At 63.3% G+C, this 12,954-nt stretch carries 13 protein-coding genes; 10 read left to right on the forward strand and 3 right to left on the reverse strand.

The window, feature by feature from the left end; translation table 11 throughout:
* Window positions 1–21 precede the first annotated feature (21 nt).
* Genes ACFQ6Y_RS16020 through nagB form a run of 6 tightly spaced genes read left to right on the forward strand, consistent with a single transcriptional unit; the run spans window position 22 to window position 5,232 of the window.
* On the forward strand, window positions 22–951 hold the full coding sequence (locus ACFQ6Y_RS16020; RefSeq protein ID WP_378634418.1) for a dihydrodipicolinate synthase family protein: 930 nt from the start codon (window positions 22–24) through the stop codon (window positions 949–951).
* 1 nt (window position 952) lies between these two features.
* A complete protein-coding gene (locus tag ACFQ6Y_RS16025; protein WP_378634423.1) occupies window positions 953–1,882 on the forward strand; it encodes an ROK family protein in 930 nt (309 codons plus the stop codon).
* Window positions 1,879–2,586: an N-acetylmannosamine-6-phosphate 2-epimerase gene (locus ACFQ6Y_RS16030; RefSeq protein ID WP_378634427.1), complete on the forward strand. Its 708-nt coding sequence runs from the start codon at window positions 1,879–1,881 to the stop codon at window positions 2,584–2,586. Before ACFQ6Y_RS16025 ends, ACFQ6Y_RS16030 begins: the two co-directional genes overlap by 4 nt.
* A 5-nt stretch (window positions 2,587–2,591) precedes the next feature.
* Complete coding sequence (locus tag ACFQ6Y_RS16035; protein WP_378547784.1) at window positions 2,592–3,275, forward strand: SGNH/GDSL hydrolase family protein; 684 nt, start codon at window positions 2,592–2,594, stop codon at window positions 3,273–3,275.
* Entirely contained in the window at window positions 3,272–4,441 is a 1,170-nt protein-coding gene (locus tag ACFQ6Y_RS16040) for an N-acetylglucosamine-6-phosphate deacetylase (RefSeq protein WP_378634430.1), read from the forward strand. The genes ACFQ6Y_RS16035 and ACFQ6Y_RS16040 overlap by 4 nt, the downstream gene beginning before the upstream one ends.
* An 11-nt stretch (window positions 4,442–4,452) precedes the next feature.
* Entirely contained in the window at window positions 4,453–5,232 is a 780-nt protein-coding gene (gene nagB, locus ACFQ6Y_RS16045) for a glucosamine-6-phosphate deaminase (protein ID WP_378634434.1), read from the forward strand.
* A gap of 9 nt (window positions 5,233–5,241) precedes the next feature.
* Here the strand turns inward: nagB and ACFQ6Y_RS16050 are convergent, their stop codons facing one another.
* From ACFQ6Y_RS16050 to ACFQ6Y_RS16060, 3 genes are all read right to left on the reverse strand, one after another.
* On the reverse strand, window positions 5,242–6,873 hold the full coding sequence (locus ACFQ6Y_RS16050) for a long-chain-fatty-acid--CoA ligase (protein ID WP_378634438.1): 1,632 nt from the start codon (window positions 6,871–6,873) through the stop codon (window positions 5,242–5,244).
* A gap of 61 nt (window positions 6,874–6,934) precedes the next feature.
* Entirely contained in the window at window positions 6,935–8,056 is a 1,122-nt protein-coding gene (locus tag ACFQ6Y_RS16055; RefSeq protein ID WP_378634442.1) for an acyl-CoA dehydrogenase family protein, read from the reverse strand.
* 12 nt (window positions 8,057–8,068) lie between these two features.
* Window positions 8,069–9,250 carry an acyl-CoA dehydrogenase family protein gene (locus tag ACFQ6Y_RS16060; RefSeq protein ID WP_378535242.1) on the reverse strand — a complete coding sequence of 394 codons (1,182 nt, stop codon included), beginning with the start codon at window positions 9,248–9,250 and terminating at the stop codon, window positions 8,069–8,071.
* A gap of 265 nt (window positions 9,251–9,515) precedes the next feature.
* Here ACFQ6Y_RS16060 and ACFQ6Y_RS16065 point away from each other — a divergent pair, with 265 nt between their 5' ends.
* The 4 genes from ACFQ6Y_RS16065 (at window position 9,516) to ACFQ6Y_RS16080 (ending at window position 12,952) form a co-directional block, all read left to right on the forward strand.
* Window positions 9,516–9,707, forward strand: coding sequence for a ferredoxin (locus ACFQ6Y_RS16065; protein ID WP_007734330.1), 192 nt, complete (start codon window positions 9,516–9,518; stop codon window positions 9,705–9,707).
* Window positions 9,708–9,816: 109 nt separating this feature from the next.
* A complete protein-coding gene (locus ACFQ6Y_RS16070) occupies window positions 9,817–10,734 on the forward strand; it encodes a 3-oxoacyl-ACP reductase (RefSeq protein ID WP_317551499.1) in 918 nt (305 codons plus the stop codon).
* Between the two features lie 537 nt (window positions 10,735–11,271).
* The gene (locus ACFQ6Y_RS16075; RefSeq protein WP_003945687.1) at window positions 11,272–12,036 is read left to right on the forward strand and encodes an ABC transporter permease; all 765 of its coding nucleotides are present in this window, start codon (window positions 11,272–11,274) and stop codon (window positions 12,034–12,036) included.
* Window positions 12,037–12,100: 64 nt separating this feature from the next.
* On the forward strand, window positions 12,101–12,952 hold the full coding sequence (locus ACFQ6Y_RS16080) for an ABC transporter permease (protein ID WP_283307006.1): 852 nt from the start codon (window positions 12,101–12,103) through the stop codon (window positions 12,950–12,952).
* Window positions 12,953–12,954 lie beyond the last annotated feature (2 nt).

Consider the following 12,954-nt stretch of genomic DNA (forward strand, 5'->3'; position numbering starts at 1 on the left):
CAACCAACATATGGAGACCCCATGAGCACGGAAACCACTACCTTCAGCGGAATCGTCCCGCCGATCGTCACACCCCTGACGCTCGAGGGCGAGGTCGACACCAAGTCCCTCGAACGTCTGCTCTCACTGCAGATCGAAGCCGGAGTCGACGGCTTGTTCGTCCTCGGTTCCTCGGGCGAGGTCGGTTACCTCACCGACGCTCAGCGTGCCCAGGTGGTGCAGACGGCCATCGGTCACGTCGGCGGCCAGGTACCGGTCCTCGTCGGAGTGAACGACATGACCACCAACCGGGTCATTGCCGTCGCCGGGCAGGCGCGCGAAGCGGGTGCGGATGCCATCGTCGCGACGGCGCCCTTCTACGCGATCACCGACGCAGCCGAGACAGCAACACATTTCCGCTCCATCCATGCCGCAGTGGATCTTCCGCTGTTCGCCTACGACGTTCCGGTTCGCGTCCACAGCAAGCTCAACCCGGCCATGCTGGTCGAGCTCGGCCGCGAGGGAGTCATCGCCGGCGTGAAGGACTCGAGCGGCGACGACGTCAGTTTCCGTATGTTGCTTCGTCAGTCGGCCGGGCTCGAGAACTTCGCCGTCTTCACCGGGCACGAGGTAGTCGTCGACGGATGCCTGCTGATGGGTGCCTCGGGCGCTGTACCCGGCCTGGCCAACGTGGACCCGCACGGCTACGTGCGACTGTGGCGCGCTGCGCAGGCAGGAGACTGGGCCGCGGCGAAGGCCGAACAGGATCGACTCACCGATCTGTTCTCCATCGTCGAGGCGCCGACGCCGGGTCGCGTCAGCGCCGGTGCCGCGGGTCTGGGCGCGTTCAAGACGGCTCTGGCCCTGCGCGGCGTCATCACCGGCAATATGATGTGCGCCCCGATGCTCTCGCTCGACGAGTCCGAGACCGCAACGATCAAGGTCGTTCTGGAACAGGCCGGGCTCCTCTGACATGACATCTGGGCAGAAGCGATGGATCGGTATCGACATCGGCGGCACCAAAGTGGCTGCTGCGGTGGTGACGTCCGACGGAGACGTGATCGACACCGTTCGTGCGGCAACACCGACAGCGGGTAGGGAATCCGTTCTCGGGACCGCCACTGCGTTGGTCGATTGCCTGAGGGCAGATCACACGGTAGCCGGAATCGGAGTCGGTGCACCGGGAATCATCGATCGGGTGCGTGGCCGCGTCGTCTTCGCCTCCGACATTCTGTCCGGATGGAGTGGCGCCGAGGTTCGCGGCGAACTCGAGGCACACTCAGGTCTGCCGGTGACGGTGGACAACGACGTGCGCGCGATGGCGCACGGCGAGAACATGATCGGCGCCGGTCGTGGTCGAACCTCTGCACTGTTCGTCTCCATCGGCACTGGAATCGGCGGGGCGTTGACCGTGGGCGGACAGTTGTACCACGGTGCCCACGGAACAGCCGGAGAGCTTGCCCATCTGCTGGTTCCGGTCTCCGGGGCGATAGGTTGCGGTTGCGGCCGAACCGACCACCTCGAGGCAGTCGCGTCCGGCCCGGCGATGGCAGCCGAGTATGCGGCGCGGACGGGTACGCCCACTCAACCGTTGCAGAAAGTAGTGGCACTCATGCACTCCGGCGATCCGATCGCCCGTGCCGTGATCACCGACGCCGGTACTCTGCTGGGTCGCGTTCTGGCCGGGGTCGCCACCGCATTCGATCCCGAGGTGATCGTCGTCGGCGGCGGCGCAGCTCAGATCGGAGCGGACCTTCTGTCGCCTCTGACATCCGCTTTCCGGGTGGAAGCGATGGGTCCCATAACCGAAACTGCCATTCTTCCTGCCCGTTTGGGCACCGATGCGCCGCTCGTCGGTGCTGCGCTCCTGGCCGCCGCAACACGAATCGAGGTAACACCGTGACTGTCGAAGAGTTGCTCACGATCATCAGCGGAAAGCTGATCGTGTCCTGTCAGGCCGGACACGGCCATGCCTTACGTGACACCGGGACCATCGAGAGGATGGCCCGCGCCGCGGTCGACGGCGGAGCAGTGGCGATCCGCTGCGGCGGTGTGGGTGGAACCCCGGATGTAGCCGCAGTCGTGTCTGCCGTGAAGGTGCCGGTGATCGGTTTGACGAAAATCGGCACGGAAGGTGTGTTCATCACGCCGACAAGGGAATCAGCTCTCGAAGTCGTGGACTCGGGTGCGCAGATCGTGGCTGCCGATGCCACACTGCGGCCACGTCCGGACGGGCTGACGTTTGCCGACACCGTCGCCGCGGTCCATGATCGCGGCGGCCTCGTCATGGCCGACTGTGGAACACTCGAGGACGGCATCGCTGCCGCCGCGGCGGGCGCCGACATCATCTCCAGCACACTGGCTGGATACACGGAGAACAGCAGACGGCTGGCAGGTCCGGACCTGGAGCTGATCTCCGAACTGCGGCAGTCACTTCCAGATGCGATCCTCATCGCCGAAGGGCGCTACCACAGCCCGGAGGATGCGGCACGCGCCATCGCCCTGGGTGCAGACTCGGTGGTTGTCGGAACTGCAATCACGGATCCGGCGTTCATCACGTCGAAGTTCGCAGCGGCAGTATCGGGCGCTGAAAGGCAGGGGGGATGACCCCGATGTCGAAGGCTCTGAAGTCCACGACTGCTGAACGGATTCGACTCGAGGCTTTGCTCGGCGACTCCTCGACGCCGATCCGGTGGGTCTTCACCGGCGACAGCATCACTCAGGGATTGACGCACACCGACGGCCACCGAAGCTACGTCGAACACTGCGCCGAGCGCATCCGTGGTGAACTCTCCTTGTTCAACCACATCCTGGTCAACACCGGAGTCAGCGGCAACCGATCCTCCGATGTGCGTGCGGGTTTCGCGCACCGCATCGAAGTGTTCGAACCCTCGGTGGTGTTGATCATGCTCGGAACGAATGACGCCTTGGACGGAGAAGAAGGACTGGATCGGTTTCGAGACGATCTCTCGGACACGATCTTCCGGACGCGAGCGATCGGTGCGGTGCCGATTCTGCAGACGCCGCCACCGATCGACGTCGAGAACGCTCCCACCCGAGCGGGGTTGGTTCGGTACGTCGAGGTTGCGCGGCAAGTAGCAGTCTCGACGCGCGTGGTGTTCGTCGACCACTACGCACAGTGGTCGGCCCATTCTCCCGAGGGTCCACCACCGGCACTCCTGGCCGACGCGTTCCATCCGAACGAGCACGGGCACTACGTGCTTGCGGACGCAGTGCTTCGCGAGTTGTCGATCGCGGATACCGAGGTCCCCGTGGTACCGCAGGTGATGTCGTGATTCTTCGTGGACAGTTGGTGACCGGTGGTCGACTTCTTTCGGACGGAGTCGTCGAGATCTCCGGTGATCGTGTGGTGTGGGCCGGACCAGCTTCACAGCGAACCGACCCGATACCCGAGCGAGCAGCGCCGGGAACAACGATCATCCCGGGACTCGTGGACGTTCACTGCCACGGCGCCGGTGGTTTCGGTTTCCCCGAGGCGGACGAGGTCGGATCAACCGTGGCCGCCGATCATCATCGGACGAACGGCACAACCTCGGTGATCGGCTCTCTCGTCTCCGCGCCGCCGCAGATTCTGCGCAGTCGCATCGAACTCCTGGCGACACTGGTGGACAAGGGCACGTTGGCCGGGATTCACCTGGAAGGTCCGTTCCTCTCGGTACTGCGCTGCGGCGCCCAGGATCCCGACAGCATCCTCGATGGCGACCCTGCCTTGCTGGAGTCGCTGCTCGAAGCCGGCCGCGGGCACATCCGCTCGATGACGATCGCTCCCGAGACAGCACACTTCGACGAACTTGCCTCGTTGCTGGAGCGTCACGGGGCCGTCGTGAGTATCGGACACACGGATGCGTCCAACCCGATCGCGACACGTTCGATCGCGCACTCGGCGCATGCACCGCTCAGTGCCACTCACCTGTTCAACGGTATGGCTCCGATGCATCATCGCGCTCCCGGCGCCGTGGCGGCATGTCTTGCCGCGGCCGCGAAAGGACAGATGGTGGTCGAGTTGGTCGGGGACGGAGTACATCTGGCCGACGAGACGGTGGCGACGGTGTTCGACCTGGTCGGTCCGCATCAGATCGCGTTGGTCTCCGACGCGATGGCTGCGGCGGGAATGCCCGACGGACGCTACCCACTCGGACCCCTCGACGTCGACGTTGTCGGTGGCGTGGCGCGGCTGGCCGGCCAGGGTGAGACGGCCATCGCCGGCGGGACGAGTCGGTTGATGGACATAGTCCGCCGGGCGGTCAATCACGCAGGCGTCGATCTGCTTTCGGCTGTCATCGCAGCGACATCAACGCCTGCTTCGCTGGTAGGGCTGGCCGGAATTGTCGGCGATCTCGTGCCGGGTTGCCGCGCCGATCTGATCGTCACCGGTCCCGAACTCGAAACCCGCGCCGTCATGGCCGCTGGAACCTGGCTCACGAACTACACCGAAAGCTGAGGAATCAACCGATGGAAATTGTCATTGTCGACAGTGCAGAGGCGGCCGGCACTGTTGTTGCCGATATCTTCGAGCACGCGGTGCATTCAGGCGCAAGGACTTTGGGCCTGGCGACAGGATCGTCACCGCTCTCGGTGTACCGCGAACTCGCGCGTCGACACCGCGACGACGGGTTGAGTTTCGCCGGCCTGCAGGCATTCCTGTTGGACGAGTACGTCGGCCTACCCGCAGACCACCCTGAGTCGTATGCCCAGGTGATCCGCACCGAGCTGGTGAATCACCTGGACCTGGACGCGGCAAGAGTATTCAGCCCCGACGGAACCGCACCGGATCCATTTGCCGCCGCGGCAGCTTACGACCGTGCGATTGCGTCGAATGGTCCGGTGGACGTTCAACTTCTGGGCATCGGCGGCAACGGTCACATCGGTTTCAACGAACCGACGTCCTCGCTGAATTCGAGGACCCGGGTCAAGACGCTGACCGAACAGACTCGAACCGACAACGCCCGGTTCTTCGACAGCCCGGGCGACGTACCACGGCACGTGATCACCCAGGGCCTCGGAACTATCTGCGAAGCAAATCATCTGGTGATGATCGCGACCGGCGAGCACAAGGCCGCTGCGATTGCCGCTGCCGTCGAGGGGCCTCTGGCCGCGGTGTGCCCGGCATCGGTCCTCCAACTGCATCCACACGCGACGGTGGTAATCGACGAGGCAGCGGCATCACAGCTTCGGCTCACCGAGTTCTACAAAACGGTGTCGGCGCACAAACCGCTTGCTCAGCACTACTGACCGATCGGGTTAGACCGACTCTCGCGTCTTCTCGAGGCCGAGTGCCATTTCGGGAGTGAGCAATTGGAAGTCGGCTTCACCGCGCCGGCGGATCCACACCGGATCGGAGGTGTTCCAGCGTTCGGCGCTCAGCGTTCGGGTGACCACCTTGAACGTTGCCGTTCGCGGGAACTCACTGCAGACGCGGATCAAGGTCGGCTTCTGCTTCGGCCCGAGTTCCGGCCGGGAATCGATGTATTCGGCCACCGCGACCGGGTCGAAATTGTCGACGTCGCCGACCGGAATCACCGACGCCATGACGCGGTCGCCGACGTCGCTGTCGGGGACCGCGTACACGGAAACCTGCGCGAAGCCCGGGTAACCGACCAGGGAGCGTTCGATGGGTGCGGCGCCGATGTTCTCGCCGTCCACTCGTAGCCAACCGGAACTGCGCCCCGCGAAGTAGACGTAGCCGTCGACATCCGTGTACGCCAGATCGCCACTCCAATACTGGCCGTTGCGCATTCGCTCGGCGTCGGCTTCCGGGTTCTTGTAGTACCCGGCGAACGTGCCTGGACCGGTGACGTTGACCAATTCACCGGTTGCCTCGTCGGCGTTGGTGATCCGGCCGTCGGCGTCGAAGACTGCAGGCGGGCAGGGTGCGCCGGTCTCGGGATCAAGAATCTTGACCCCGTCCGGGAGCAGTCCGAGGGCGCCGGTCCGCGGAACCGGTGCGGCGGAGATCGAAATGCCGCCCTCGGTGGAACCGAATCCGTCGATGACGCGGGCGTCGAAACGTCGGACGAAGGTGGCGACGGCGGGAGCCGAACCCTCGTTGCCGTACATGATCTTCAAGGTGTTGTCCCGCTCGTTCGGCACCTCGGGGGTGGACGCGATGAAGGACAACGGCTTTCCGACGTAGTTGGAGTACGTGATCCCGTACTTGTGAACGTCGGGCAGAAAACCTGAAGCGGAGAACTTGCGTCGCATGGCAATTCCCGCGCGAGCGTGCAGCGCGACCGTCCACGCCGCCATCATGGCGTTGGAATGGAACATGGGCATCGCCATGTAGACGACGTCGTCGGCGCCGAGGCCGAAGCGATCGCCAAGCATGACCCCAGGCGAGGCCAACTTGTGGTGCGTGCAGCGAACCGCTTTGGGATCACCGCTGGTTCCGGAGGTGAAGATGAGCATCAACAGATCGTCGGGCTGCGCCGTCGACGCGTAGGCCGGCGTATCGGCGAAGGGTGCCAACAACTCCGACCAGGCCGGAGAATCCACGTTGATCACCCGGACGTTGCCGAGATCGACGTCGTCGAGAAGGTGTGCCTGGTTGTTCTCGGTGAAGATCACCTGGCAGTCGGAGAGCGCAATGTCCCGCGCCAGTGCCGGTCCGCGCCTGGTCGTGTTCAGTCCGGCTGCAACCGAACCCGAGAACGATGCCGCGCCGAGCAGTAGTGAGAACTCGGGGACGTTCTCCATCAGAAGACCGAAATGCCTGGGGCGCGTTCGATCGAGCAGCGTGTCCAGCAGCGCTGCTCGATCGAACGAGCGTTGAACGTGCTCGCGCCAGGAGATGACCTGGTCCTCGAAACGGATGCCGCGGTCGTCGATCTCGCTGACTCCGAGGAGTAGATCGGAAACAGTGGGGCTCTGACTCATAGCTGCATCATCATCGATTCGTCTCGGACCAGGTCTTGGATTTCCACTCGGTGGGACTCGCTCAGGCAGGGACTGCGGCGAGTTCCCTGCCCAGTGCCCGTAGCTGATCGGTGGCGCTGCCGAGCAGGAACTCGTGATGCTTGGCAGCGAGGAAGTAGCGGTGAACCGGGTGGTCCTCGTCCAGACCCACACCGCCGTGAACGTGAACCGCAGTGTGCCCGACGCGGTGTCCCGCATCTGCAGCCCAGAACTTGGCCGTCTGTACAGCGCCGTCGGACGGAAGTCCTTCGCTCAGTCGCCACGCGGCAGCCCACAGCGTCAGACGAACGCCCTTGACGTCGATGTACCCGTCGGCGAGGCGCTGGGCGACAGCCTGGAAACTACCGATCGGTCGACCGAACTGCACACGCTCGGCGGCGTATTCGGCGGTCAGCTTCAGCGCTTGATCGAGCACCCCGTACTGGTAGGCGCTCGAACCGAGTTGGATTCGTTCGACGATCCATGCTGCGATGTCGGATCCCTGGGCAACCGAGCCGAGAACACGATCGGCCGGGATCTGCACCGAATCGAATTCGACGAGACCCGCACTCGAGAAATCGGTGGTCGACTGCCTGGTGACGCTCACGCCTGCGTCCGAAGGTTCGACGAGGAAGACCGCGACACCGTCCTCGGTGATCGCGGGGACCAGGAAAAGATCTGCGAGCGGGGCACTGTCGACGGTGATCTTGGCACCGTCGATCCGCCAACCGTCGGCCGTCTTCTCCGCACGCGTGATCGGGTGGGCCGGGTCGTCGTTGTATTCCTCGGCGAGGGCCGCGGTGAGTATCTTCTCGCCGGCGGCGGCAGCGCTTGCCCATTCGTCTCGCTGCTTGTCCGAGCCGAATTCAGCTATCGCTGCGGCGGATCCGACGATGGACGTCAGGAACGGAACGGCTGCGACGCCGCGTCCGAGTTCGGCGAGGATGCTGCACTGCTCGAGGACACCGAATCCGTCTCCGCCGACCGACTCCGGCAGCGCCGCGCCGAGAACGCCGGCCGAGGCCAGAGCGTTCCACAAGATGGCGTCGAAACGGTCTTCGGCGGCGTCGAGTTCACGAAGGCGGTCGTTGGTCACCAGTTCGGTGACGACGGATCGTGTCAGTCCGGACAGGTCCTGCTGGGCCTCGGTAAGGGTGAATTCCATGATCGTGGGTCCTTATCGCTTCGATGCGGGAAGCCGCAGAGCTGTCATTCCGATGATGTCGCGTTGCACTTCGTTGGTACCGCCGCCGAACGTCAGGATCAGCGAAGAACGATGCATACGTTCGATGCGGCCGCGCAGAAGAGCGCCGGGGGAGTTCTGCCTGATCGTGGCGGAGGATCCGAGGATCTCCATCAGCAAGCGGTAAGCCTCGGTGGCGAATTCGGTACCGAAGACCTTGTTGGCGGACGCCGCTTCGGGGCCGGGAGCGTGATCGGTTGCGGAGGCGATTTCCCAGTTCATCAACTTCAGGTACTCGGCCTTGGCATGCACGCGAGCCAGATTGATCTGCACCCATTCCTGGTCGATCATGCGTCGGCCGTCGGGCAGTTTGGTGTTCTGTGCCCACTCGCGGACCTCACGCTGCGCGGTGAGAATCGGTCCGGCCGAGGTGAGGGCAACGCGCTCGTGGTTGAGCTGATTGGTGATCAGTGCCCAGCCGCCGTGTTCCTGACCGACTATCGACGACGCCGGGACCCGCACGTCCTGGTAGTAGGTAGCACTGGTGTCGGGGCCGGCCATGGTGTGCACCGGGGTGTAGGAGAAGCCTTCTGCCGTGGTGGGGACGATCAGCATGCTGATTCCCTTGTGCTTCTTGGCTTCCGAATCGGTTCGGCACGCCAACCACACGTAGTCGGCGTACTGGATCAGGCTGGTCCACATCTTCTGCCCGTTGATGACGTAGTCGTCACCGTCGCGGACGGCCGACGTGCGCAGCGACGCCAGGTCGGTACCGGCCTCGGGCTCGGAGTACCCGATCGCGAAGTGCAGCTCACCGCGGGAGATCTTGGGCAGGAAAAAGGCCTTCTGCTCGTCCGTACCGAAATGCATGATTGTGGGTGCTACGGAGTTGATCGTCAGGAACGGCACGGGCGCCCCGGCGATGGCAGCTTCGTCGGTGAAGATCAGCTGGTCCATCGCGGAGCGTTCCTGTCCGCCGTACTCTTTCGGCCAACCCAGGGTGAGCCAGCCGTCCTGGCCCATCTGCGCGACGACTTCGCGGTACACATTGCCTTCGCCGTACTCACCCGTCGTGGCGGCGAGTGCTTCACGCCGCTCGGGAGTCATCAGTTGTGCGAAGTAGGCACGCAACTCCTCCTGGAGCTGTTGCTGCTCAGGGGTGTAGGTGATGTGCATGGTTACCTCTCCATAGAGATACGAATCAAAGCGCCAACCATTCGATTGACACAGGTTCTATCGATGCGTACATCGGCGACAAGGGGCGCCCTCGCCGTCTCCGGCGGATCGTTCGACGTCCGTTCTCGGTACTTTTTCGAATCATTGCACACGACTGAAACAGGTTCTAGTGTTATCGCCAGGAACGGTGTGCGGCACAGCCCTGCGGCACTCGTTTCGTATCCGTGTTCGAGTCAGCAGTTGTGAGTAGAGAAGAGGAATCGCCATGGAGGTCAGGGTTGATCTGGACCGTTGCGAGGCAAACGGTGTGTGCGTCGGGATCGCACCCGATATTTTCGACCTCGACGACAACGAGGAGCTCGTGATCAGTTCTGTGCGCCCGCCGGAGGATCGCTGGGAGGATGTCCGTTCCGCGATCGCTCAATGCCCGCGCGCGGCGCTGACCGAACATCCGTGACGATGGTTGCCCAAAACAAGAACACGTTCTAAAGTTGCGAACTCGTGGGTCACGGCAATCGAGCCGGGTAACTCGACACACGACCGCAGAGAACCGGGAGAGCGCTTCGATGAATGCTGTGAACAGCCCAGAAACCAGTCTCGAAGGCAAGGTCGCCATCGTGACCGGTGCCGGATCGGGGCTCGGAAAGTTCGAGGCCATCGGTCTGGCGAAGGCCGGTGCGTCGTTGGTCGTCAACGACCTGGCACCGAACGAGGCCGTCGAAGCAACGCTCGAGGAGATCCGCGGCCTCGGCGCCAAGGTGGAATTCGTGGCAGGCAACGTCGGTGAGCGTTCTACTGCGGATGCACTGATGGAAGCAGCGCAGGGGCAGTTCGGCAGTGTCGACATCGTCGTCAACAATGCCGGTGTCGTGCGTGACCGGATGCTGTTCAACATGTCCGACGAAGACTGGGATCTGGTACTCGAGGTTCACCTTCGAGGCCATTTCCTCTTGTGCCGCAACGCCGCTGCCTACTGGCGGGCGAAATCCAAGGAAGCCGGTGCGCCGGTGTACGGGCGCATCGTCAACACCTCTTCGGAGGCGGGCCTCCTCGGACCGGAAGGGCAGCCCAACTACGGCGCTGCAAAAGCCGGAATCACGGCGCTGACGTTGTCGGCCGCACGTGGGCTCTCGCGCTACGGCGTTCGCGCCAACGCGATCTGCCCGCGGGCGAGGACGTCGATGACCGAAGGCGTGTTCGGTGACGCACCGACCGACGGTATCGATCCGCTCTCACCCGAGCATGTGGCGTCGCTCGTTTCGTACCTGGCGTCACCGGCGGCCGACGCCGTCAACGGCCAGGTATTCGTGGTGTACGGCCCGATGGTTGCGCTGATGGCGGCGCCCGTCGTCGAGCAGAGGTTCGACGCAGACGGAGATTCCTGGTCTCCGGAAGCCCTGTCCGCGGTGATGGGTGACTACTTCGCAGACCGTGACCCGGCAAAGATGTTCTCGGCGTCAGCGGCCCTGCGGGCGCTGGGCTGATTAGTGCGCAGGGCGATGGGCTGATCGGCGCGCAGGGCGCTGGGCTGATCAGCGTCCGCGACACGTAGAGCCGTTGTTCGCACATAAACGGCTCTACGTGTCCAGTTCTTGGTAGAAATAGCGTGTTCACGAGTCGGTGGGCGCGGCGCTCTGCCTGCGTTCTGCAATGAGACCAACGGTCTCGAAAAAACTGGACTGTGTTCCAATTTTGCATTCCCGTGAGCGGTGCGATATCGCATCGACCCGGCGGCCGGAGCAAGTATCGAAAGCCGAATTTCGGTCCAGGGGCCGAGAAGTGCGGATCAGTCAAAAGTATTAATTTCCAGGATATTTCGGCGACAATCCCACCAAAAAGGGATGCTTTCCTCGTTCTGAATCTTCGGGTTTCGGTTCGGCGCCGCGAGGCTACTTCTTAGAGTTGGACACTTGTTTTTGACAGGTGAACACGTTCTAGTTAATATGACCTGAGTCACAAGCTGTCGGGGGCTGGACTATGAGAACAGACAGTACTGCGGCAACCAAGGACGAGGAGGGCGAATGGTAGACCTCGTCGAGGTGCCATTACGAGCGGTCGGTGGCTTTTTTCAGATGTCCGCCCAAACCTTGCGGGCAGTCTTCTCCCGCCCCTTCCAGCGTCAAGAGTTCATCGATCAGGCCTGGTTCGTGGCCCGAGTCTCGATGGTGCCGACGGTGCTGGTCGCAATCCCGTTCACGGTGCTGGTCAGCTTCACCATCAACATTCTCTTGCGCGAGATCGGTGCAGCCGACCTCAGTGGCGCCGGAGCTGCCCTCGGTACCGTCACGCAGGTCGGCCCCATCGTCACCGTGCTGATCGTCGCCGGCGCCGGAGCGACCGCCATCTGCGCGGACCTCTCGGCCCGAACCATTCGCGAAGAGATCGACGCCATGAAGGTGCTCGGTATCAATCCGATCCACCGGTTGGTCGTTCCCCGGGTGCTCGCGTCGACAGGAGTGGCACTTCTCCTCAACGGACTTGTCTGCACCATCGGCATCCTCGGCGGTTTCGTCTTCTCCGTGTTCATCCAGGACGTTAACCCCGGCGCCTTCGTCAACGGCATCACGCTGCTCACCGGATTCGGTGAGCTCATGCTCTCCATGGTCAAAGCCGGACTGTTCGGCATGATCGCCGGCCTGGTTGCGGCCTACCTCGGACTCAACGTCAAGGGTGGCGCCAAGAGCGTCGGGGACGCGGTCAACCAGACCGTCGTGTTCGCATTCATGGCGCTCTTCGTCGTCAACGTGCTCATCACGACCATCGGTATCAAGTTGACGGCCGGATGAGGCACACGGCAGTCGGAGAGACCGAAGTGGACAGAACGACAAACGACGGACGGGAGGAGATCTGATGGCGTTGGCCGCAGCGGGACGCTTCCCGCGCACACGTCGACAGATCGGATCGATCTCTCGCGGTATCGACAGCATCGGTGATCAAGCGCTGTTCTTCGCGAAGGCTCTCGGTCACGCTCCCAAAGCGCTGATGCGCTATCCGCGTGAAACTCTGCGACTTATCGCCGAGATCAGCATGGGTACAGGCGCCCTCGCCGTCATCGGTGGCACAGTCGTGATCGTCGGCTTCCTGACACTGTTCACCGGTGGAACCATCGCCGTTCAGGGCTACAGCTCGCTCGGCAACATCGGTGTGGAAGCACTGACGGGCTTCTTCGCCGCCTTCATCAACGTTCGCATCGCGGCGCCGGTCATCGCCGGAATCGGCCTCGCCGCGACCATCGGCGCCGGTTCCACCGCGCAGCTCGGTGCAATGCGCGTATCGGAAGAGATCGACGCCCTGGAGACGATGGCGATCCCGTCGATTCCGTATCTGGTCAGCACCCGCGTCATGGCCGGCATGATCGCCATCATCCCGCTGTACTCACTGGCGGTGATCGCGTCGTTCGTCGCCAGCCGCTTTGCGACGGTGTTCCTCTACAACCAGTCCGGCGGTGTGTACGACCACTACTTCACGACCTTCCTGATACCCACGGACATACTGTGGTCGTTCGCTCAGGCGATAGTCATGGCGCTGGCCGTCATGCTCATCCACACCTACTACGGCTTCAACGCAACCGGTGGCCCGGTGGGCGTCGGCGTCGCGGTGGGTAACGCAGTGCGCGCCTCGTTGATCGCGGTCGTCACGGTCACCCTGCTCATCTCACTCGCCATCTACGGCGGGTCCGGCAACTTCAACCTGTCGGGATAGGC

The organism is Rhodococcus sp. NPDC056516, assembly GCF_042794655.1.
GTDB lineage: Bacteria > Actinomycetota > Actinomycetes > Mycobacteriales > Mycobacteriaceae > Rhodococcus_F.